The organism is Brevundimonas sp. (genome assembly GCF_029945885.1).
Lineage (GTDB): Bacteria > Pseudomonadota > Alphaproteobacteria > Caulobacterales > Caulobacteraceae > Brevundimonas.
The window spans coordinates 80,107-100,416 of record NZ_JAQSDK010000004.1 but is presented as its reverse complement, the minus strand read 5'-3'; the positions used below and the strand labels follow the sequence as shown (position 1 = coordinate 100,416).

Annotated in this window: 22 protein-coding genes and 1 pseudogene; 18 read left to right on the top strand and 5 right to left on the bottom strand. The window is 66.8% G+C overall.

The window, feature by feature from the left end; genetic code table 11:
• Positions 1–3 precede the first annotated feature (3 nt).
• The 6 genes and pseudogenes from PSV00_RS03070 (at position 4) to metK (ending at position 4,420) form a co-directional block, all read left to right on the top strand.
• On the top strand, positions 4–756 hold the full coding sequence (locus tag PSV00_RS03070; protein WP_300444725.1) for a class I SAM-dependent methyltransferase: 753 nt from the start codon (positions 4–6) through the stop codon (positions 754–756).
• Positions 757–1,230: 474 nt separating this feature from the next.
• The gene (locus PSV00_RS03065; protein ID WP_300444723.1) at positions 1,231–1,905 is read left to right on the top strand and encodes a Crp/Fnr family transcriptional regulator; all 675 of its coding nucleotides are present in this window, start codon (positions 1,231–1,233) and stop codon (positions 1,903–1,905) included.
• Positions 1,906–1,986: 81 nt separating this feature from the next.
• Positions 1,987–2,139, top strand: a pseudogene (locus PSV00_RS15300) (LuxR C-terminal-related transcriptional regulator); the annotation flags it as partial.
• A 109-nt stretch (positions 2,140–2,248) separates the two neighbouring features.
• Entirely contained in the window at positions 2,249–2,497 is a 249-nt protein-coding gene (locus tag PSV00_RS03060; protein WP_300444720.1) for a hypothetical protein, read from the top strand.
• A gap of 177 nt (positions 2,498–2,674) precedes the next feature.
• Positions 2,675–3,142 carry a hypothetical protein gene (locus PSV00_RS03055; protein WP_300444717.1) on the top strand — a complete coding sequence of 156 codons (468 nt, stop codon included), beginning with the start codon at positions 2,675–2,677 and terminating at the stop codon, positions 3,140–3,142.
• A gap of 84 nt (positions 3,143–3,226) precedes the next feature.
• Entirely contained in the window at positions 3,227–4,420 is a 1,194-nt protein-coding gene (gene metK / locus PSV00_RS03050; protein ID WP_300444715.1) for a methionine adenosyltransferase, read from the top strand.
• On the opposite strand, the gene PSV00_RS03045 is transcribed toward metK, so the two are convergent.
• A complete protein-coding gene (locus PSV00_RS03045; RefSeq protein WP_300444713.1) occupies positions 4,417–4,653 on the bottom strand; it encodes a hypothetical protein in 237 nt (78 codons plus the stop codon). The genes metK and PSV00_RS03045 overlap by 4 nt on opposite strands.
• A gap of 92 nt (positions 4,654–4,745) precedes the next feature.
• On the opposite strand from PSV00_RS03045, the gene trmB reads away from it, so the two are divergent.
• Complete coding sequence (trmB, locus tag PSV00_RS03040) at positions 4,746–5,462, top strand: tRNA (guanosine(46)-N7)-methyltransferase TrmB (RefSeq protein WP_300444710.1); 717 nt, start codon at positions 4,746–4,748, stop codon at positions 5,460–5,462.
• On the opposite strand, the gene PSV00_RS03035 is transcribed toward trmB, so the two are convergent.
• On the bottom strand, positions 5,446–6,138 hold the full coding sequence (locus tag PSV00_RS03035; RefSeq protein ID WP_300444708.1) for a hypothetical protein: 693 nt from the start codon (positions 6,136–6,138) through the stop codon (positions 5,446–5,448). The two genes, trmB and PSV00_RS03035, sit on opposite strands and share 17 nt — an antisense overlap.
• A complete protein-coding gene (locus PSV00_RS03030) occupies positions 6,117–6,671 on the bottom strand; it encodes a TetR/AcrR family transcriptional regulator (protein WP_300444705.1) in 555 nt (184 codons plus the stop codon). Before PSV00_RS03030 ends, PSV00_RS03035 begins: the two co-directional genes overlap by 22 nt.
• A gap of 251 nt (positions 6,672–6,922) precedes the next feature.
• Here PSV00_RS03030 and rimP point away from each other — a divergent pair, with 251 nt between their 5' ends.
• From rimP to pnp, 10 genes are all read left to right on the top strand, one after another.
• Positions 6,923–7,570: a ribosome maturation factor RimP gene (gene rimP, locus PSV00_RS03025; RefSeq protein WP_300444702.1), complete on the top strand. Its 648-nt coding sequence runs from the start codon at positions 6,923–6,925 to the stop codon at positions 7,568–7,570.
• Positions 7,570–9,324, top strand: coding sequence for a transcription termination factor NusA (nusA, locus tag PSV00_RS03020; RefSeq protein ID WP_300444699.1), 1,755 nt, complete (start codon positions 7,570–7,572; stop codon positions 9,322–9,324). Before rimP ends, nusA begins: the two co-directional genes overlap by 1 nt.
• Before the next feature lie 18 nt (positions 9,325–9,342).
• Positions 9,343–10,038 carry an RNA-binding protein gene (locus PSV00_RS03015; protein ID WP_300444696.1) on the top strand — a complete coding sequence of 232 codons (696 nt, stop codon included), beginning with the start codon at positions 9,343–9,345 and terminating at the stop codon, positions 10,036–10,038.
• 80 nt (positions 10,039–10,118) lie between these two features.
• On the top strand, positions 10,119–13,151 hold the full coding sequence (infB, locus tag PSV00_RS03010) for a translation initiation factor IF-2 (RefSeq protein ID WP_300444693.1): 3,033 nt from the start codon (positions 10,119–10,121) through the stop codon (positions 13,149–13,151).
• 78 nt (positions 13,152–13,229) lie between these two features.
• A complete protein-coding gene (locus PSV00_RS03005) occupies positions 13,230–13,751 on the top strand; it encodes a hypothetical protein (protein WP_300444691.1) in 522 nt (173 codons plus the stop codon).
• Positions 13,752–14,468 carry a DUF2459 domain-containing protein gene (locus tag PSV00_RS03000; RefSeq protein WP_300444689.1) on the top strand — a complete coding sequence of 239 codons (717 nt, stop codon included), beginning with the start codon at positions 13,752–13,754 and terminating at the stop codon, positions 14,466–14,468.
• 60 nt (positions 14,469–14,528) lie between these two features.
• Entirely contained in the window at positions 14,529–15,050 is a 522-nt protein-coding gene (gene rbfA / locus PSV00_RS02995) for a 30S ribosome-binding factor RbfA (RefSeq protein ID WP_300444687.1), read from the top strand.
• Entirely contained in the window at positions 15,050–15,982 is a 933-nt protein-coding gene (gene truB / locus PSV00_RS02990; RefSeq protein ID WP_300444684.1) for a tRNA pseudouridine(55) synthase TruB, read from the top strand. Before rbfA ends, truB begins: the two co-directional genes overlap by 1 nt.
• A 48-nt stretch (positions 15,983–16,030) precedes the next feature.
• A complete protein-coding gene (rpsO, locus tag PSV00_RS02985; RefSeq protein ID WP_300444681.1) occupies positions 16,031–16,300 on the top strand; it encodes a 30S ribosomal protein S15 in 270 nt (89 codons plus the stop codon).
• A gap of 254 nt (positions 16,301–16,554) precedes the next feature.
• Positions 16,555–18,792, top strand: coding sequence for a polyribonucleotide nucleotidyltransferase (pnp, locus tag PSV00_RS02980; protein ID WP_300444679.1), 2,238 nt, complete (start codon positions 16,555–16,557; stop codon positions 18,790–18,792).
• An 88-nt stretch (positions 18,793–18,880) separates the two neighbouring features.
• On the opposite strand, the gene PSV00_RS02975 is transcribed toward pnp, so the two are convergent.
• Together PSV00_RS02975 and PSV00_RS02970 are read right to left on the bottom strand one after the other, a co-directional pair.
• Positions 18,881–19,297: a hypothetical protein gene (locus PSV00_RS02975; RefSeq protein ID WP_300444676.1), complete on the bottom strand. Its 417-nt coding sequence runs from the start codon at positions 19,295–19,297 to the stop codon at positions 18,881–18,883.
• Positions 19,294–19,629, bottom strand: a complete 336-nt coding sequence (locus PSV00_RS02970; protein WP_300444674.1) for an autorepressor SdpR family transcription factor — start codon at positions 19,627–19,629, stop codon at positions 19,294–19,296. The genes PSV00_RS02975 and PSV00_RS02970 overlap by 4 nt, the downstream gene beginning before the upstream one ends.
• 67 nt (positions 19,630–19,696) lie before the next feature.
• Here PSV00_RS02970 and PSV00_RS02965 point away from each other — a divergent pair, with 67 nt between their 5' ends.
• Positions 19,697–20,269, top strand: coding sequence for a MarR family transcriptional regulator (locus PSV00_RS02965; RefSeq protein WP_300444672.1), 573 nt, complete (start codon positions 19,697–19,699; stop codon positions 20,267–20,269).
• Positions 20,270–20,310 lie beyond the last annotated feature (41 nt).

The following is a 20,310-nucleotide window of genomic DNA, read 5'->3' as shown; positions in this document are numbered from 1 at the left end:
GCAGTGAGCGACTACTACGACCAGTTTACACAAGCCTATCTGGATTCGACCGGGCCCTTCCTGCAGGCTTTCCGCGGTCGCAATACCGACGACCTGATGGCTTACTATGTCGAACGGTGCGGTATCGAGGACGGCATGCGGATCCTCGATGCCGGATGCGGCGTGGGCGCGCCGGCCGCCTGGCTTGCGCAGCGCTTTCCCGCGCTGAAGGTCGAAGGCCTGACCAACTCGCGTGTTCAGGCCGAGCACGCGAAACTGGCCATCGAGGCGGCGGGTCTAGATGGCAGGGTGTCCATCCGACAGGGCGATTATCACGATCTTTCAAGCCTCTATCCTCACGCCCATTTCGACCGTGTGTTATTTCTTGAGTCGCTCGGTCATAGCCACAATATCCGTCAAGTACTGTACGGAGCACGCGACGTCTTGAAGCCCGGCGAGCTCGTATACATTAAGGATTTTTTCCAGCGCCGGTCATTATCTTCTGATTTACAGAAGAAAATTGACCACGCGATCAACGTAATTAACGGAAACTACCTCTATCACGTGATGCAGCTTCCCGACCTCGTCGCCGCGTGCATGGAAACCGGCTTTACGATCGATTCCATATCGCCCCCCAGAATCGTACCAGACCTTCAATTGACTGTTGATTTTGAGCATAAGGCCGGCCGTTTGACCTATCCGGCATTCTCTCATCTACACGCGGTAGACTGGTACGATGTGATGGTGCGTCGAGAGGGGCTGGCAGTTCAACGCTAACTGGTCTTCGCTGGGCGCGACTGGTGCGGGGAGTTCATCGTCAGGCAGCCAGCTTTTTCCATTCGTCAAGGACGGCCGATCTTCGGGCTTTGAAATCGTCTCGGCTGATGCGGTGACGGTCCTGGCTGAAGTGGTTGTGGAAGGCGGCGTGGACGGAGCTGGACTTTGCAGCGCCTTCATCTGTCGGAAGCGGAGCATGGCCCGCCCTCGTCGTCCCGGGCGGCGGCCGGGAGGCGGCCGGGAGGCGCGCGCCTATCACGCGATCGCAGCGATCACCCAAAGCTTTGCGCAAATGTTGGACGTCCGACATATGGTGTCGGATAAATAACTAACAGTGTCAGAAGTTGTATTTATTTGTTCGATTCTAAACCACGAAAAGTATGGCTGTTCCTGAATATCAATTTCTTGTAGTTCCAGCGCTCTCTTCGGTGGGGCTTTTTCATCGTGCGCTTTCGAAACTGCGTTCTATCATCTATGAGAGAAGAAGATGTCGTCGCCCTGAGGCCGCATCTGCGCGAAATTTACGTGTCGCGCGGACAGGTTCTGATCCCCGAAAACACCCGGGTCAGCCATGTCTATTTTCCCAGCAGCGCCGTCCTGTCGAGCGTCATCGTCCTGAACGACGGACGACAGTGCGAGGTCTCAACCCTGGGGACCGAGGGGATCGGCGGCGGGCTGGCCTGTCTGACCGGTGAGTTCTCGACCGAGCGCCTGTTCGCCCAAATCGCCGGCGGACTGATTGCCGTGCCCAGCGAAGCGTTGAAGGCGCGGGCGATGACCAGTCCCGCCCTGCTCCTGCTCCTGTTGCAGCGACTGCAGGCGAGCCAGGTCGAGGCCGGGCAGGGCGTGGCCTGCAATGCCCTGCATGAAGCCCCGGCGCGACTGGCACGCTGGCTGCTGATGACGATGGACCGTATGGGTGCCGTGGAATTCCCCCTGACCCAGACCTATCTGGCGGTCATGGTCGGCGTTCAGCGCACCACCATCAGCGGCGTGGCCAACCGGCTCAAACACCTGGGTCTGATCGACTACAGCCGCGGTATCGTAACGATCCTGGATCCGGTCGGCCTTGAGAGCGAAGCCTGCGAATGTTACGCAATCATCCGGGATCGTTCCGACGCTCTTGGCCTTGTTGGTCGCCAGGACTGAGACCCCTTCAATTCCCCTCTACGGCCAGACCGGGCCGACGACCGGAGCGACCTCCCTTGATTTTATCCCGCTAGGCCATTGATGCCGACGCCGTTGACCGCCCGTCAGGAAGAGTGTCTGCGCCTGACCACCTTCAGGACGGACAAGGAAATCGCCGCGGCCCTTGGCCTGTCCGAAGCGACGGTCAAGAAGCATGTGCATGCCGCCTGCCAACGCCTGGGGGTCAACCGACGCAAGGCCGCCCTGGCCCTGCTGGACCCAAACGTACCAGGGACTACGAATGACCCCATGGGCGAGCCGCGTACGGCGGGATCAGATGGCTCTGCCCAAGCGGAGCCCGAAGATGACCCGAGCGACAAACCCCCTGCCCCACTGGACCTGGGACGATCTGGAGACGGCCCTCAGCGGCTTCGACCAGAGCCGTCAACTGGAAACCCTGAGGCTTCATCTGCTGGAGAGCCTGGAGACGGAGGCGGAATCGGCGAGCGCGCGCGACCTGCTGAAACACGTGCTGAGCGCGGGCTGGGTTCTGGCCCAGGTCGGCGTTTCGGCTACCGGCCCCCACCCGGAAACTGGCTGCTCCGCCTCCTGATCATCGGCCTCTTCATCGTGCTCGGTGCCGTCATGCTCGAGGCCGTTTTCGGGATGGTGGTCCGCTACCAGCATCAGATCCGCGAGATCGACAGGATCGTCACCGGCGAGTGACGGGGCCGGGCAACCGACCCGCCGACCCCACTGCCCATTCGCCGGACCCGAACGGACCCTCGCCATGTATCCTCTGCCGGCCTTCTTCCTGATCTCCATCATCTTTATCTTCCCGCTCGCCTGGTTGGGTGGCGGGCATGCGGAACGGCGCGGGGTCGCCCTTCTTCTGTGCATGTATTTCATTGGGCCCCTGGTCCAGCACATCCGGATCGGCAATCTATTATGGGCGGAAGCGCTGCTGGAGGTCGCCTTTCTGGGCGGCCTGATCTGGCTGGCCCTGAAGAGTAACCGATGGTGGCCGCTGGTGGCGGCCGCCTTCCAGACCATGACTGTCATTATGTATGCGGCCATTGCCCTGACGCCGGAGATGACTCCCCGGTCCGGCGTTGTTGCCTCCATGGTTCTCGGAGTCCTCGGCCTGTACTGCCTGTTGGGCGGGGTCGCGGAACGAATTCTGGCTGGCGAAGCGCCCGTCAGCGCCACAGCGATCTGGACCCCGGTCCGCAAGCCGCCGGCCGCGCCGCACTCCTGACATCAGCCGCCTTGAACATATAAGCATATCTTTATATGTTTGCCGGAATCCCCGATGGGTCCCCCCCGGCCAGGAGCCTTTTGCTTGTCCCGTTCCTCCTTCCTCTTCACCTCCGAAAGCGTCTCCGAGGGCCATCCCGACAAGGTCGCGGACCGGATCTCCGACACCGTTGTCGACCTGTTCCTGTCCAAGGACCCCGAGGCCCGCGTGGCCTGCGAGACCCTGACCACGACCAATCTGGTCGTGCTGGCCGGCGAGATCCGCGGCAATGGCATCATGGGCCGGGACGGCCAGTGGGCCCCCGGCGTCGAACAGGAGATCGAGGCCGCGGTCCGCGCCGCCGTGCGCGACATCGGCTATGAGCAGGACGGTTTCCATTGGGAGACCTTTGAATTCATCAACCGGCTGCACGGCCAGTCGGCGGACATCGCCGTCGGCGTCGATGCGGCCGGCAACAAGGATGAGGGTGCCGGCGACCAGGGCATCATGTTCGGCTATGCGTCGAACGAGACGCCCGAGCTGATGCCGGCGACGCTGCAGTACAGCCACAACATCCTCAAACGCCTGGCCGAGGTGCGTCACGCGGGGGGGTCGCAGCTGGAGCCCGACGCCAAGAGCCAGGTCACCATCCTGTACGAGAACGGCGTGCCGGTACGCGCCACCTCGATCGTCCTGTCGACCCAGCACGCGGCGGGCCTGTCGGCCGCCGACGTCGCCGCCATCGTCAAGCCGCACATCCTCGCGGTCCTGCCGGAGGGCTTCACCGACGACGCCACCGAATGGCACATCAATCCGACCGGCATCTTCGAGATCGGCGGACCCGATGGTGACGCCGGGGTCACCGGGCGCAAGATCATCGTCGACACCTACGGCGGCGCGGCCCCGCACGGCGGCGGCGCCTTCTCGGGCAAGGACCCGACCAAGGTCGACCGTTCGGCCGCCTATGCCTGCCGCTACCTGGCCAAGAATGTCGTCGCCGCCGGCCTGGCCGACCGCTGCACCATCCAGATCAGCTATGCCATCGGCGTGTCCAAGCCCCTGTCGGTCCATGTCGATCTGCACGGCACCGGAAAGGTGTCGGAGGCGGCGCTGGAAGCGGCCCTGCCGGCGATGATCGGCGGGGCCACCCCGCGCGCCATCCGCGAACATCTGGGGCTGAACAGGCCGATCTATGCCCGGACCTCCGCCTATGGCCATTTCGGCCGCGATCCGGACGCCGACGGCGGTTTCAGCTGGGAGAAGACCGACCTGGTCGACCAGCTCAGGGCCCTGGTCTAGTCATCGATCCCGGGCTCGCCGGTCTCCGGCGAGCCCTTCGGCGGCTCCTTGGCCTCAACAATATGCCGCTGCGGCGGGTCGAGGGCCGCACCCAGCCCGAACAGGGCCGCGGCCATCAGACCCAGGCCGCCCCGGCGCTTGCCGGCCGGCCGCGACCGGGCCATCGCCAGCGTGGCCCAGACCACCCCGGCGATCATCAGCAGTCCGAATCCCCAGCCGATCAGATCCTTCATCGCCGCCCCTCCCTTGCCGACCGCATAGATGGCGGGTCGGCACCGGCGTTTAAAGGCTCCCGCCCCGGCCCGGACCTTTCTATAAGGCCCCCATGTCCACCGATCCCGAAAACCCGTTCATCGAACGTCCGCTGCGCTCGTTCGGCCGCATCAAGTCGCGCGCCATCAAGCCACGACAGGCGGCCCTGTTCGATACCCTGCTGCCGTCGATCGCCCTGCCCGATCCGAAGGCCGGGCCGCTGGACCCCGTGGCCCTGATGCCGGAGGCCGGGACGGTCTGGCTGGAAATCGGCTTTGGCGGCGGCGAACATCTGGCCGAACAGGCCGCCCGCCATCCGGACGCCCTGATGATCGGCTGCGAACCCTTCCTCAACGGCGTGGCCTCGGCCCTGCGCCATATCGACGATCGCGACCTGAAGAATGTCCGGCTGCACGCCGACGACGCACGTGACGTGCTGGACGCCCTGCCCGACGCGTCGCTGGACCGGATCATGATCCTGTTCCCCGACCCCTGGCACAAGGCCCGCCACAACAAGCGCCGTCTGCTCAATGACGAGACCGCCGCGGTCATCGCCCGGGTGCTCAAGCCCGGCGGCCGGGTCCGGTTCGTCACCGACTGGGCCGACTATGCCGACTGGGCCCTGGAACGCCTGCAGCGCACCCCCGGCCTGACCGAGATCAATGTGGGCGAGGGCGAGTGGCCACAGCGGGCCATGACCCCGCCCGCCGACCATGTCGTGACCCGCTATGAGGAAAAGAAGCTGGGCGACACCGCGCCGATCTTCCTGGAATTCAGTCGGTCGACCTGACGGGCGCGATTTTCGGAGCGGGTGCCGGCCGCAGCAGCAGGGCCACAGCCACGCCGAACAGGAAGTTTGAAATTCCGACCTCGACAAGGTGAATCGATCGGATGTGCGGGGGCATGAAGGGGTTGTCCTGCAGCAGCGGCGCGATCCCGCCGATCACCGAAAACGCCAGACCGAGAACCACGGGACCGTAGCGTGGCGACAGCCGAAGCAGGGGAAGGGCGGCAACCGCGAAAATCAGGGCCCGCACCGCCTGGAGGAGCAGCAGCCGGTCAAACGGCGGCATGACCTTGTCGGCATAGAAGGCCTCAACATGGGGGTAGGCCAGCAACCCGGCGGCCATATACAGGCCCATATAGGCCAGGATGACGCCCAGCAGGCGCAGCGACGTGATGCGCGGCGCGAGCGGCGGTCCATCCCGGGACCCGAAGCGGTCGGACAGCCACGCCGCCGCCGGTCCCAGGACGAGGAAGACCGGCAGCTGAGTGGCCATGGCCCGAACCGTCTGCCCCGGGCCGGTCACGCCGAAGGCATAGGCCTCGATCATGATATTCAGGGAGCCCACGGCAAAGCCGAGGACGACAAGCGCCAGCATGAGCCGGCGACCGCCCACCCGGCTCGCGAAGGCGGCGACGCTCAAGGCGGCAAAATTGGCGATCAGATAGGCGAGGAAGGACATGAGGCCAGGCCTTTCGCGAACAGGGTCATTTCGACTTCGGTCATGCGCCGCGCCGTGCTGAAGGGGGGCCCCTCCATCGCCCACAAGGCGCTCAACCCCAGGTGCAGGGTCTTGAATGTCAGGATCAGGGTCTCGACGTCCGCGTCGCCGTCACAGTCGTCCCGTGCCTGAAGGGTCCGAAAAAAGGTGCCAAGGGCAGCGTCCATCGTCTGCTGGAATTCGGCAAGATTCGCGGTCAGCCCGTCCGCGATGAACAGCCGGGACAGAAACGCCCGCACGAAACCCTGATGATCGGCCTTGGCCGCCAGCAGACTCCAGGCGGCCTCGATCAGCGCCTCCGCCGGCGTGGCCGCCGAGACTGCGATGCCGGGAAATTCCGACAGCGCCTGACGATCCAGCCGGATCAGGAAGGCGGCGACGATGTCCTCCTTGGCGGCGAAATGGTTGTAGATTGTGCCCTTGCCGACTTCAGCGGCCGCGGCGATCTGATCCACCGTGACGCCGTCGATTCCATGAATCGTGAAGAGGGCCACAGCCTCCCGCTCTATGCGGGCGCGGGCCTGAAGGTATTTTCGTTCACGCAAACTGACTGTGGTCATAAATGACTGTGGTCATAATCGTCCCGATTGGTCAATCGTCACCCGCCCCGTCCCAAGGGGGGTCTTTCCAGATCACGCACAGGGGGCTATACGGCGGTCTACATCGTTAGACCGGCGTCCAACGGCGTCGTTCACAGCGGCGGCCCGCGGACGGCCAGCCGCTTTTTTATTGAGTTACGCCTCCCTTGCGCGCCAAGACCCCCGAAGACCGCAAACTGCTCGAAATGATCGACCCGATCGCTGAAAGCCTCGGGCTGGAGATCGTGCGCGTGCGCCTGATGGGCGGCACCCTGCGCCGCCGGCTGCAGATCATGGCCGAGCGCGCCGTCGACAATGACATCGCCGTCGAGGAATGCGCCCGTCTCAGCCGCGCCGTGTCCGAGGTGCTGGACGCCGCCGACCCGATCGCCGGCGAATATCTGCTGGAAGTGTCCTCGCCCGGCGTCGACCGCCCGCTGACCCGGCTCAAGGATTTCGACCTGTTCGAAGGCTTCGAGGCCCGGATCGAGACCGACCGGATGGTCGAGGGCCGCAAACGCTTCAAGGGCATCCTGGCCGGGACCGAGGGTGACACCGTCGCCATCGATCTGGACGGCGAGGAGGACACCGCCCTGTTGCCGTTCGAATGGCTGCATGACGCCAAGCTGGTTCTGACGGACGCCCTGCTGAACCGGGGGGCCGCCCTGCGCGCCGCCCGCGGCGAGTCCGACGAGCCCGGCGGTGGCCCGGCCGAGGATCCGGACCTGCCGCAGCGCGGCGTGGCCCAGCCGAAGAAGACCTTTCTCAAGACCCCCTCTCCCAAGACAACCAAGACCAAAAGGGACAAAGCCTGATGGCCGTCACCGGTATTTCCGCCAACCGTCTCGAACTGCTTCAGATCGCCGACGCCGTCGCGCGTGAGAAGAACATCGACAAGGAGATCGTCGTCGAGGCGATCGAGGAAGCGATCCAGAAGGGGGCCAAGTCGCGCTACGGGGCCCACCACGACATCCGCGCCAAGATCGACATCAAGACCGGCGAGATGCTGCTGACGCGTCACGTCACCATCGTCGAGGACGACTGGCAGCCGGAAGACGAGCTGGAAGAGTTCAACGACAGCGCCATGGTGCGGCTGACCGACGCGATGAAGCGCGACCCCGAGGCCGTGGTCGGCAAGGAATACGTCGAGGTCCTGCCGCCGTTCGAATTCGGCCGGGTCCAGACCCAGATGGCCCGCCAGGTCGTGACCGGCAAGGTTCGCGAGGCCGAGCGCGCCAACCAGTACGAAGAGTTCAAGGATCGCGTCGGCGAGATCGTCAACGGCACGGTCAAGCGCGTCGAATACGGCAACACCATCGTCGACCTGGGCCGGGGCGAGGGCATCATGCGCCGCAACGACTCGATCCCGCGCGAAGTGTTCAACATCGGCGACCGCATCCGCACCTACATCTATGACGTCCGCGCCGAGGCCAAGGGCCCGCAGGTCATGCTGTCGCGGGCCCATCCGGGCTTCATGGCCAAGCTGTTCGCCCAGGAAGTGCCCGAGGTCTACGACGGCGTCATCGAGATCCGCGCCGCCGCCCGCGACGCCGGCTCGCGCGCCAAGATGGCCGTCCTGTCCAACGACTCCTCGATCGATCCGGTCGGAGCCTGCGTCGGTATGCGCGGTTCGCGCGTCCAGGCCGTCGTCGCCGAGCTGCAGGGCGAGAAGATCGACATCATCCAGTGGAACCCGGACGAGCCGACCTTCATCGTCAACGCCCTGGCCCCGGCCGAGGTCTCCAAGGTCGTGCTCGACGAGGAGGCTGATCGCGTCGAGGTCGTGGTGCCCGACGAACAGCTGTCGCTGGCCATCGGCCGTCGCGGCCAGAACGTCCGCCTCGCCTCCCAGCTGACCGGCTGGCAGATCGACATCATCACCGAGTCGCAGGACTCCGAGCGTCGTCAGCGCGAATTCGCCGAACGCACCCAACTGTTCCAGGAAGCCCTGGACGTCGACGAGGTCATCGCCCAGCTGCTGGTAACCGAAGGCTTCGCCACCATCGAGGACCTGGCCTTCATCGACCCCTATGAGATCTCCGAGATCGAGGGCTTTGACGAGGACACGGCCGAGGAACTCCAGGCCCGCGCCACCGACTTCCTGGCCAAACAGGCCGCCGTGCTGGATGCCAAACGCATCGAGCTGGGCGTCGAGGACGGCGTGCTGCAGGTTCCGGGCGTGACCCTGCCGATGGCCGTGGCCCTCGGTGAGGGTGGCGTGAAGACGGTTGAGGACCTGGCCGACCTGGCCACCGACGAGATCCGCGGCGGCTTCGACGTCAAGGACGGCGAACGCATCAAGGTCCCGGGCGTGCTGGAAAGCTTCAACATGGCCCAGGCCGATGCCGAGATGCTGATCCTCCAGGCCCGCGTGGCCGCCGGCTGGATCGACGCCTCGGAACTGCCGCAGCCGGAACCCGAGCCCGAGTATGAAGAGGCCGGCGAGGAGGGCGTGCTCGACGCCGAAGCCGTGTTCGAGGCCCCCGCCGCCGAGGCTGACGCCGAAGACGAAGACGACGCCGAAACGGAGGTCCCCGCCGGGGACCCCGAAACCCCCGTCGACGCGTGATGGGAAGCCGGGCCGTTCATGGGATTGCGCGACGCAACGATCGATAGGGAACGCCGCGACCTGGTCACGCACCAGGTCATGGAGGAATCTCGTCTGATCCGTTTCGTCGCCGCCCCGGACGGCTCGGTCGCCCCCGACCTGGGGCGCAAACTGCCCGGCCGCGGCCTCTGGGTCGCCGCCGACCGCGCCTCCATCGAGACAGCGGTGAAGAAAAACCTGTTTTCACGGGCCGCCAAGGCCCCGCTCAGGCCGGCCGCCGACCTGGCCGATACCGTCGAGACCCTGCTGGTGCGCCGGGTTCTGGACCAGCTGGGCCTTGCCCGGCGCGAAGGCGTGCTTATCTCTGGGTTCGAAAAGTCGGCGGCGACGATCCGCTCCGGCAAGGCGGCCTGGCTGATCGAGGCCAGCGACGGTTCCCAGGACGGTCGCGGCAAGCTTCTGGGCCTCGCCCGGCATCAGCAGCCGCCCCCCAAAGTCTGCGGCACCTTCAGTGCGGACGATTTGAGTTTGGCCCTTGGGCTGGAAAATGCGATACACGCCGTCCTGCTTGTGGGCGGGCGGGCCGATCGCTGGACCGTAGAGGTCGAACGACTGGCGGGATTTCGACCGCTCCACCCTCGGGACTGGCTCCAGGAACGTCCTGGCACCGGAACCGAGAGCGGGTCGGATGAAGCCCCTGGAATGGGTTTTGACGGGCGGGGTTCTGCCTCCTGAACGGGGGGTAGGGCGACGCGCGGCTATTTGTGTTTGAACGAGACGATGGCGGGATTCTCCGCCCCGAGTAAAGCGACCGGATGAGCGACGAGAACGACAAGACCAACGAAGGCCAGGACCAGGGCACCCCTGCAGCGGGCGGCACGACGCCGTCCCAGACGGGCCCCCGTGCGCCGCTGAGCCTGAAGCCACGCCCCACGGGTTCGGTCTCGACCGGCACCGTGCGCCAGAGCTTCAGCCACGGCCGGACCAAGACCGTTGTGGTCGAGACCAAGCGACGTCCCGGCTCGACGCCCGGACATCAACGGCCCCAGGGCTTTGACGTCGCCCGTCCGCGCACCGAGATCCCCGCACCCCAGGCCCCGCGCCCGGCCACGGCCCAGCCCGCCGGCGGCAGCCTGTCGTCCGAGGAGCAGGAGGCCCGCCGCCGCGCCATCGAACTGGCGACCAAGGCCCAGGCCGAACGCGCCCAGGCCGCTGCCGCTGAACAGGCCCGCCGCGACGCCGCGGCCCGGGAACAGGCTTCGGCGACCGAAAAGGCCGCCGCCGCCGCCCAGGCTGACGCCGCCGCCGCCCGTGCCGCGGCTGAAGCCGCGCGCGCCGAGGCGTCCAAACTGGCTCCGGCCGCCAAGGCCCCGGCCCGTGCGCCCAAGGCTCCGGTTCCGGTCAAGGCCCCGGTCGTCGAGGCTCCGGCCGCCCCGGCCCCGGTCGCTGCAGCGCCCGTCGTCGAGACTCCCGCGGCCCCGGTCACCCCTCCGGCTCCGGCCCCGGCCCGACCGGCCCCGCCGGCGCGTCCGGTCGTCAATTTCGGCCAACGCGTGCCCAAGGCTCCGGCCCCGCCGCGCGCACCCGCCGATCGTCCGGCCTTCGGTGGCCGTTCGGCCCGTGAAGAAGCCATGGGTGGCGGTGAACGCGCCTATTCCGACCGTCCGCAGGCCGCCCGCCCGCAAGGCGCGGCCGGTCGTCCGGCCGAGCCGGTCCGCTATTCGGCCCTGACGCCGCGCCCGGCTCCCGGTGCCGCCCGTCCGGGTCCGCGCACCGGTCCCGGTGGTCGTCCCGCTCCCAACCAGCCCCCGGCCCAGGCCGAGGTCGCCCGGCCCAGCCGCGCGCCCGGTGGCGGTTTCGCCCGCCCGCTCAAGCCCGAGGATGATCGCGACAAGCGGTTCTCCGACGCCGGCAAGGCCGTGTCCCGTACCCGGGGTGAGCCCAAGCGCCGCGAAGGCCGCCTGACCATCCAGGCCCTGGCCGGCGACGGTGATACCGCCGAGCGTATGCGCTCGCTGGCCTCGGTCCGCCGCGCCCGTGAACGTGAGAAGGAAAAGCGCAAGGGTGGATCCACCGATGCGCCGAACCGTCCGCGTGAAGTCGTCATTCCCGATATCATCACCGTTGGCGACCTGGCCAACCGGATGGCCGTGCGCGGTGTCGACATCGTCAAATTCCTGATGCGTCAGGGCCTGATGGTGAAGATCACCGACGTCATCGACACCGATACCGCCGAACTGGTGGCCGACGAATTCGGCATGACCGTGCGTCGCGTGTCTGAAAGCGATGTCGAGACCGGCTTCCTGGCTCCCGACGATGACAGTGGTGCCACCACGCCCCGTGCGCCGGTCGTGGCCATCATGGGTCACGTCGACCACGGCAAGACCTCGCTGCTGGACGCCCTGCGCACCACCGACGTCGCTTCGGGCGAGGCCGGTGGCATCACCCAGCACATCGGGGCCTATCAGGTCCGCCTTCCGAACGACGCCCGCGTCACCTTCCTCGACACCCCGGGTCACGCGGCGTTCAGCGCCATGCGGGCCCGCGGGGCCAATGTCACCGATATCGTGGTGCTGGTCGTGGCCGCCGACGACGGCGTCATGCCCCAGACCATCGAGGCCATCCAGCACGCCAAGGCGGCCGGGGCTCCGATGATCGTGGCCGTCAACAAGATCGACAAGCCGGACGCCAATTCCCAGAAGGTCATCAACGAGCTGCTTCAACATGAAGTCATCTCGGAGAGCCTCGGCGGCGACACCCAGATCATCGAGGTCTCGGCCAAGAATCGCACCAACCTGGACGGCCTGATCGAGGCCATCCTGGTCCAGGCCGAAATGATGGACCTGCGCGCCAATCCGGAGCGTTCGGCCGAAGGCGTGGTCATCGAGTCCAAGCTGGACAAGGGTCGCGGCCCGGTCGGCACGGTCCTGGTCAAGCGCGGCACCCTGCGTCGCGGCGACATCGTCGTGGCCGGTTCCGCCTGGGGCAAGGTTCGCGCCCTGCTCAACGAACGTGGCGAGCAGCTGGATGAAGCCGGCCCGGCCATTCCGGTCGAGATCCTCGGCCTCGACGAGGCCCCCGGCCCGGGCGAACCTTTCGCCGTGGTCGAGTCCGAGGCCCGCGCCCGTGAACTGACCGACTATCGTGACCGTCTGCGTCGCGACAAGGCCACCGGCGGCATCAACCAGGTCTCGCTGGTCGACATGATGTCCAAGCTGCAGTCCAAGAAGGTCTCGGAACTGCCGGTCCTCATCAAGGCCGACGTCCAGGGCTCGGCCGAGGCCATCGTCGGTTCGCTCGACAAGATGGGCAACGACGAGGTCCGCGCCCGCACCATCATGTCGGGTGCCGGCGGCATCACCGAGAGCGACGTCCAGCTGGCCAAATCGGCCGGGGCCCCCATCCTCGGCTTCAACGTTCGTGCCTCGAAACAGGCCCGTGACCTGGCCGAGCGTGAAGGCGTCGAGATCCGCTACTATTCGATCATCTACGACCTGCTGGACGACATCAAAGGCGTGCTCTCGGGCATGCTGGCTCCGCTCCAGCGCGAAACCTTCCTCGGCAACGCCGCCGTGCTCCAGGTGTTCGACATCTCCAAGACCGGCAAGATCGCCGGTTGCCGGGTGTCGGAGGGCGTGGTTCGCAAGGGGGCCAAGGTCCGGATCATCCGCGACGACGTGGTGGTTCTGGAACTGGGCACGCTCGCGACGCTCAAACGCTTCAAGGACGAGGTCAACGAAGTCCCGGCAGGCCAGGAGTGCGGTATGCATTTCCAGGGCTTCCACGACATCAAGGCCGGCGACTACATCGAGTGCTTCACCGTCGAAGAGATCCAGCGCACGCTGTAATCCGGCAGTTCCCCCCGTCGCCGCGCGGCGGGGGGAACTGGCCTGACTTCCGCCGCAACCGGACCGGATGATGATCTGATGCGTCGCCTGATGATCCTGACCCTGCTCCTGACGGCCACGGCCGGCCCCGCGGCCGCCGGCGAAACCCGTTATCTGGCCTATGATGCCGCCGATCGCGTCACCCAGGCCCTGACCCGGGGGGTGACCCTTGAGGTCGAGCGCAGCCTGTTCGGCTCCATCAGCGTAAGGCGTCTGATCTCCACGACCCAGCGCGGCTCGGCCGACATCCGCCGCGGCGGGCCGGACCGCGTGCGCCAGGCCCTGCCCGAGGGCGTTTTGGCCCCGAACATCTACAGCATCGCGCCGGAAGGCGACGGTCGCGGCCTCGGTCGGGCCCTGTGCCCGGGCGCGGATGAGACCTGGCTCGCGGTCGGGCGGGTCCGACTGGCGCGTCCCCTTGAGATCCACGCCGTCGGCCGCTGGCCCGACGGCAACCTGCGGCACTGTGTGCGCCTGACCTACAACTGGCGCGGCGAATGGTCGGTGCCGCCCGGGCCCGCGACCCTCGACGCCCCCGCCCCGGCGCCGACGAGCCTCTAGATGAGCCGGCCGGGCGGTGTGGGGACCCTGGCGGTTCCGTTGCTCCTGGCGGCCCTCCTCGGCCTGGCCGCGGCCCTCTGGACCTGGACCCGCCCCGGTGATCCCGCCCTGTATCCAGGGCCGGCGGACAAGCCGGGCGTCGAGATCCACATTCTCGACAACGGCTTCCACACAGATCTGGTCCTGCCGCGCGCCGCCCTCCTGTCCCGGCCCGGGCCCCTCGCCGAGGCCGTCCGCACTCTGCCGCCCGGCGACTGGGTGCTCGTCGGATGGGGTGACGCCCGCTTCTATGTCGACCGCAGCCCGGTCCAGTCGCGGATCCGTGACGGCCTGCGTGCCGTCTTCGGCCGGGACAACCCGTCGGTGGTCATGCTCGATCCCGAGTTGACCGATCCCCGTCGGCGTTTCGCCCCGGCCGGTCGCCGCTCGCTGCGCCTGTCCGCCGCGGGATTCGCCGCGCTCGACACCCGGATCGAGGCGGCGCTCGCCCTGTCCGGCGGCCGCGCCCGGCTCGCCGTGGCCCGCCCCGGCGACGACGCCCGCTTCTTCGCCGGCCGCGAGTCCTTCTGGATCGGCCACCTGTGCAATCACTGGACCGCCGCCGTGCTGAATGCCGCCGGCCTGCCGGTGCGACCTGCCCGCAGCCTGACCTCGGCCGAGGTCATGGCCACCGCCAGCCGGGCGGCGAAACTGGACAGGACGGCCCGTCAGGACTAGACCCCGCCCCTTCGCTTTTTCGTCCGGGTCCGACCCCCGGCGAGCGTAAAGGACAACACGATGAGCAACCGCAAGCCCAAGGGCGCAAAGCCCGCTGCCAAGGCCGGCACGGTCAGCCAGCGCCAGCTGCGCGCCTCGGAAATGATCCGCCACGCCCTGGTCGAGGTGCTGCGCGAGAACGAGATCCGCGATCCGGCCCTGACCGGCGTCTCGATCACCGTGACCGAGGTCCGGCTGTCACCCGACCTGAAGCACGCCACCTGTTTCGTCGAGCCGCTCGGGGCCGGCATCGAGACCGACCCGGTCGCCGGCCATGTCGACGAGATCGTCAAGGCTCTGAACGTCCACGCTAAATTCCTGCGCGGAGCCCTGGGGCGTCATATCGAGATGCGTTTCACCCCCGACCTGCGCTTCCGTCACGACGTCAGCTTCGCCGCCGCCGAGCGGCTGAACCGCATCCTCGACAACCCGCGTGTCCAGGCCGACATCTTCCGCGTCCCGCCCGAGGACGACGAGGCCGACGCCCCGGATTCCGACCCTCAGGCAGAACGCAGCGCGGCAGGGCCAAAGGATAACGCCTGATGGGCCGCCAGAAGAAGGGCGACCCCGTCCACGGCTGGATCTGCCTCGACAAGCCGTTCGAGATGGGCTCGACCGAGGCCGTGACCCGGGTGCGGCGCCTGTTCAACGCCCAGAAGGCCGGCCACGCGGGCACGCTCGACCCGCTGGCCAGCGGCATCCTGCCCATCGCCCTGGGTGAGGCGACCAAGACCGTGTCCCAGATGATGGAGGCCCAGAAGGTCTATCGCTTCACCGTCAACTGGGGGGTCTCGACCGCCAGCGTCGACCGCGAGGGCGAGGTCATCGGCCGATCGGATGTGCGGCCCACGGTCGAGGCCGTACGCGCCGCCCTGCCCGCCTTCGTCGGTGAGATCGACCAGACCCCGCCGCGCTTTTCGGCCATCAAGGTCGATGGCCAGCGGGCCTATGATCTGGCCCGCGACGGGGCCGAGTTCGAACTGGCCAGCCGCCGCGTCACCATCCATGAGGCCGCCGTCTCCGCCAGCCCCGACGCCGACCATGTCGAGATCACCATCCGGACCGGAAAGGGCGTCTATGTCCGCTCCCTGGCACGTGACCTGGCCCTGATGCTGGGGGCCGAGGGGCATGTTTCGGCCCTGCGCCGCGAGCGGGTCGGTCCGTTCTCGACCGATAACGCCGTGACACTGGATATTCTCGCCGATCTGGTGCATAGGGACGCCGCCTTGGAAGGTCTTCTTCCCGTTGCGACCGCCCTGGACGACATCCCGGAGCAGGCCGTAACGGATCAGGATGCCTTCTCGCTTCGGCAGGGACGGCCGATCGTACTGCTCCCCAGACAGGTCGAAACGCTCAAGAGCCACCTTCGGGAGGGCTCACGAACCGTTTCCGCCTTTCAGGGTCAGACGCTCGTCGCGCTCTGTGAGTTGCGGGCCGGACGGCTTGAACCCGACCGCGTATTCAATCTCCCCTGACGTCGCTCAAGCAGCGGCACCCCGGGGGCTCCAACCTGGAGACTTTCGATGTCGATTACTGCTGAACGCAAGGGCGAGGTCATTGCTGACAACGCCCGTACCTCGGGTGACACCGGCTCCGCCGAGGTCCAGGTCGCGATCCTCACCGAGCGCATCGCCAACCTGACCGAGCATTTCAAGACCCACAAGAAGGATAACCACTCGCGCCGCGGCCTGCTCAAGATGGTCTCGCAGCGTCGTCGCCTTCTTGACCACCTGACCAAGGTCGATCGCGAGCGTTACACCGCCCTGATCACCAAGCTGGGCCTGCGCCGCTAGGCTGCAGTCCAACGCGGAATTCTTTCTCGAGGCGCGCGACGGTCACGTCCGCGCCTCGTTCCGCACCCAGTGTCGACCTGCGCGCCGCAGGCTGTTCTCCGGCGCATGACGCGAGGGCCAGACCGGTCCTCTTTTACTCCCGGGTCTTCCGCGATGGCGCGGCGACCTCCGGATCGAAGGACTGAACGCCCGACGCTCCACCCGATTATGGGACCCCGCGCGGAATCCGCCCGCGGGACGACGAAAGACAAAACATGTTCGATATCAAACGCAAGACGATCGACTGGGCCGGACGCCCGCTGACGCTGGAGACGGGCCGTATCGCCCGCCAGGCCGACGGTGCCGTTCTGGCCACCTACGGCGAGACCGTCGTGCTCGCCACGGTCGTCTACGGCCGCGCGCCCAAGCCCGGCCTCGACTTCTTCCCCCTGACCGTCAACTACCAGGAAAAGACCTTCGCCGCCGGCAAGATCCCGGGTGGCTATTTCAAGCGTGAAGGTCGTCCGACCGAGAAGGAGACCCTGGTCTCCCGCCTGATCGACCGTCCGATCCGCCCGCTGTTCGTCAAGGGCTTCAAGAACGAGACCCAGGTCGTCATCACCGTGCTGCAGCACGACATGGAAAACGATCCGGACGTCCTGGGCATGATCGCCGCCTCGGCCGCCCTGACCATCTCCGGTGTCCCGTTCATGGGCCCGATCGGTGCCGCGCGCGTCGGCTATATCGACGGTGAGTTCGTCCTCAACCCGACCCTCGACCAGCTTCCGGACAGCCAGCTCGACCTCGTCGTCGCCGGCACCCAGGACGCGCTGATGATGGTCGAGTCCGAGGCCAAGGAGCTGTCGGAAGACATCATGCTCAACGCCCTGATGTTCGCGCATCGCGGCATGCAGCCGGTGATCGACGCGATCATCGACCTGGCCGAGCACGCCGCCAAGGAGCCCTTCGACTTCCAGGCCGACGACGTCTCCGCCATCGTCACCGACATCAAGAAGCTGGTCGGCGACGACATCAAGGCCGCCTATACCCACGCCGCCAAACACGCCCGCCACGAAGCGGTCGGCGCCGCCAAGAAGAAGGCCTCCGCTGCCCTGGTGAAGACCGACGAGAACCCCGACGGCGTCGACGCCTCGCGGTTCGGCGTGGCCTTCAAGGAATGCGAAGCCAACGTCCTGCGTCGCGACATCATCGACAACAGCCATCGCGTCGACGGCCGCGCCCTCGACAAGGTGCGTTCGATCGTCTCGGAAGTCGGCGTCTTCCCGCGCACCCACGGTTCGGCCCTGTTCACCCGCGGTGAGACCCAGGCCATCGTGGTCGCCACCCTGGGCACCGGCGAGGACGAGCAATACGTCGACGCCCTGGCCGGGACCTACAAAGAGAAATTCCTGCTGCATTACAACTTCCCTCCCTATTCGGTCGGCGAGACCGGCCGGATGGGCGGCGCGGGCCGTCGGGAAATCGGTCACGGCAAGCTGGCCTGGCGGGCCATCCGTCCGATGCTGCCGTCGGCGGAAGACTTCCCCTACACCATCCGCCTGGTGTCCGAGATCACCGAGTCCAACGGCTCGTCCTCGATGGCCACGGTCTGCGGTTCGTCGCTGGCGCTGATGGACGCGGGCGTGCCGCTGATCCGTCCGGTCTCCGGCATCGCCATGGGCCTGATCCTCGAGCCGTCGGGCGAGTTCGCCATCCTGTCCGACATCCTGGGTGACGAAGATCACCTCGGCGACATGGACTTCAAGGTGGCCGGTACCCGCGAGGGCATCACCAGCCTGCAGATGGACATCAAGGTCGCCGGCATCACCGAAGAGATCATGCGCAAGGCGATCGCCCAGGCCTCGGCCGGCCGTCTGCACATCCTCGACGAGATGGACAAGGCGATCGACGGTGCCCGCACCGAACTCGGTGAGTACGCGCCCAAGATCGAATCCATCAAGGTTCCGACCGACAAGATCCGCGACATCATCGGCACCGGCGGCAAGATCATCCGCGAAATCGTCGAAAAAACCGGTGCCAAGGTCAACATCGAAGACGACGGCACCGTCAAGATCGCCGCCTCCGACCAGGAAAAGATCGATGCCGCCAAGGCCTGGATCTCGTCGATCGTGTCCGAACCCGAGCCCGGCATGATCTATTCCGGCAAGGTCGTGAAGGTCGTCGACTTCGGCGCTTTCGTGAATTTCTTCGGGGCCAAGGACGGTCTGGTTCACGTGTCCCAGATCGCCCTGGAACGCGTCGCCAATCCGGCTGACGTCCTGTCCGAAGGCCAGGAAGTCAAAGTGAAATTCCTCGGCTTCGACGATCGCGGCAAGACCAAGCTGTCGATGAAGGTCGTCGACCAGACCACCGGTGAGGACCTGACCGACAAGATCAACGCCGATCGCGCCGAACGGGGTGAGCCGGCGCTGACCGAGGACACCGGCGGCGGTGGCCGCAAGCGTGAAGGCGGTGGCGGTGACCGCGGTCGTAGCCGTCCGCGTCGCGACTAGGACACGATCGGACCGGTCTCCGGTCTGAATTGACGAAGGCCCCGCCGGGAACGGCGGGGCCTTTTTCATGGGGTGCGGATGGGCGGGTTCAGGAGGGGGCCGAACCCGGGTCGGTCGCGCGGCACAGGGCCATCGACCAGAGGGCGAAGCCCAGGGTGACCAGGGTTGCCGTGGCGACCACCGCCATGGCCACGACGTCGGCGACGGCCAGGGGCGCAAAGGCCCACAGCCCGGCATGGGCCAGGCCGGCGAGGGTCAGGGACCAGCCCCCGACCCGGAGCGCCCGCCGTTCGCGGGCGTCCGCCAGGACACCACGCCAGCGACCGACCTGTTTGGGCATCCGGTTGGCGAAGGCCGCCAGCACCAGGCCGATGGCCACCTGGACGCCGCGCCGGGCGGTGTCGGCATCGATCAGACCCTGGCTCTCGACCAGGCGCAGCCCGCCGGCCACAGCCAGCAGGAGTCCGACGAGAATCAGGGCGGGAAACAGGCGCTTCAGGGTCATGGGACAGGTCCTTTACTGGAGAGGTCGACCGGCGAACCGGTCTCGGTCGGCACCGCATGCGCCGTGCCCCCGGCACCGATTCCGAAGGTCTGGGAAAAGCCGAGCAGGGCCTCTTCCAGCACCGACAATTTGAGGCGGTAGGTAACGGTGGTGCCCTGTTTGTGGCTGTCGACGAGGTCAGCCTCGCGCAGGACGGTGAAATGGGCGGACATGGTCGGCCGCGAGACCGGGAAATGGTCGCACAGGGCCCCGGCCGTCATCGGTTGCGCCCGCAACAGTTCCAGCACCCTGCGGCGCGTCGGATCAGCCAGTGCCTTGAATACCCGGTTCATAGCTCAATGATTAGCTAATCATCTAACTTGGTCAAGCCCGATCATTCCCGAACCGGCCGGACCCTTTGTGATTGGCGGTCGGCAGTGCCGCCGCTATCTGTCACCGATGGCCAAGGACGAGACAGCCCCGGACGATCGCCCGACCGACGACTACAGCCGCAGCAAGGGCGGCCAGGCGCTCGGCGCGCGGCTGAGACGGCTGTCGGAGCGGCTCGACGGTGACGGCACCCGAATTTACGCCGCGCGGGGCGTGGCCTTCGAACAGCGCTGGTTCGGCATCCTCAACCAGTTGATCCTGAAGGGGTCAGCCTCGGTCGGTGAACTCGCCTCGACGATCCGCATCACCCATGTCTCGGTCAGCCAGGCCTGCCGTTCGCTGGAAAAGGCGGGGATTATCCGCTCGACAGCCGACCCGGCGGACGCGCGTCGGCGCAGCCTGTCCCTGACCCCGGCCGGACATGAACTGGTCGAACGCCTGACCCCCCTGTGGGATGCCTTCAACGCCGCCGCGGCGGACCTGAACGCCGAGGCCGGCGATGTCGTTGCGGCGCTGGACCGGCTCGATGACGCCCTGGCCCGCAAATCCATGTTCGACCGCATCAGCGACCGCATCGATCCCCCCCTGCAAAAACCGGGTTGACCAGATATGTAGCCACCTACATATTCCACGCGTCGGCAGGT

Coding starts and splice junctions, on each gene's coding strand:
- infB (WP_300444693.1), top strand. CDS start 10,119: ATGAGCGACGAGAACGACAAGACCAACGAAGGCCAGGACCAGGGCACC.
- nusA (WP_300444699.1), top strand. CDS start 7,570: ATGGCCGTCACCGGTATTTCCGCCAACCGTCTCGAACTGCTTCAGATC.
- rbfA (WP_300444687.1), top strand. CDS start 14,529: ATGAGCAACCGCAAGCCCAAGGGCGCAAAGCCCGCTGCCAAGGCCGGC.
- PSV00_RS03005 (WP_300444691.1), top strand. CDS start 13,230: ATGCGTCGCCTGATGATCCTGACCCTGCTCCTGACGGCCACGGCCGGC.
- PSV00_RS03045 (WP_300444713.1), bottom strand. CDS start 4,653: ATGAAGGATCTGATCGGCTGGGGATTCGGACTGCTGATGATCGCCGGG.
- PSV00_RS03060 (WP_300444720.1), top strand. CDS start 2,249: ATGACCCGAGCGACAAACCCCCTGCCCCACTGGACCTGGGACGATCTG.
- PSV00_RS03055 (WP_300444717.1), top strand. CDS start 2,675: ATGTATCCTCTGCCGGCCTTCTTCCTGATCTCCATCATCTTTATCTTC.
- PSV00_RS03065 (WP_300444723.1), top strand. CDS start 1,231: ATGAGAGAAGAAGATGTCGTCGCCCTGAGGCCGCATCTGCGCGAAATT.
- PSV00_RS03015 (WP_300444696.1), top strand. CDS start 9,343: ATGGGATTGCGCGACGCAACGATCGATAGGGAACGCCGCGACCTGGTC.
- trmB (WP_300444710.1), top strand. CDS start 4,746: ATGTCCACCGATCCCGAAAACCCGTTCATCGAACGTCCGCTGCGCTCG.
- PSV00_RS03000 (WP_300444689.1), top strand. CDS start 13,752: ATGAGCCGGCCGGGCGGTGTGGGGACCCTGGCGGTTCCGTTGCTCCTG.
- pnp (WP_300444679.1), top strand. CDS start 16,555: ATGTTCGATATCAAACGCAAGACGATCGACTGGGCCGGACGCCCGCTG.
- rpsO (WP_300444681.1), top strand. CDS start 16,031: ATGTCGATTACTGCTGAACGCAAGGGCGAGGTCATTGCTGACAACGCC.
- PSV00_RS02970 (WP_300444674.1), bottom strand. CDS start 19,629: ATGAACCGGGTATTCAAGGCACTGGCTGATCCGACGCGCCGCAGGGTG.
- PSV00_RS03035 (WP_300444708.1), bottom strand. CDS start 6,138: ATGTCCTTCCTCGCCTATCTGATCGCCAATTTTGCCGCCTTGAGCGTC.
- PSV00_RS02975 (WP_300444676.1), bottom strand. CDS start 19,297: ATGACCCTGAAGCGCCTGTTTCCCGCCCTGATTCTCGTCGGACTCCTG.
- truB (WP_300444684.1), top strand. CDS start 15,050: ATGGGCCGCCAGAAGAAGGGCGACCCCGTCCACGGCTGGATCTGCCTC.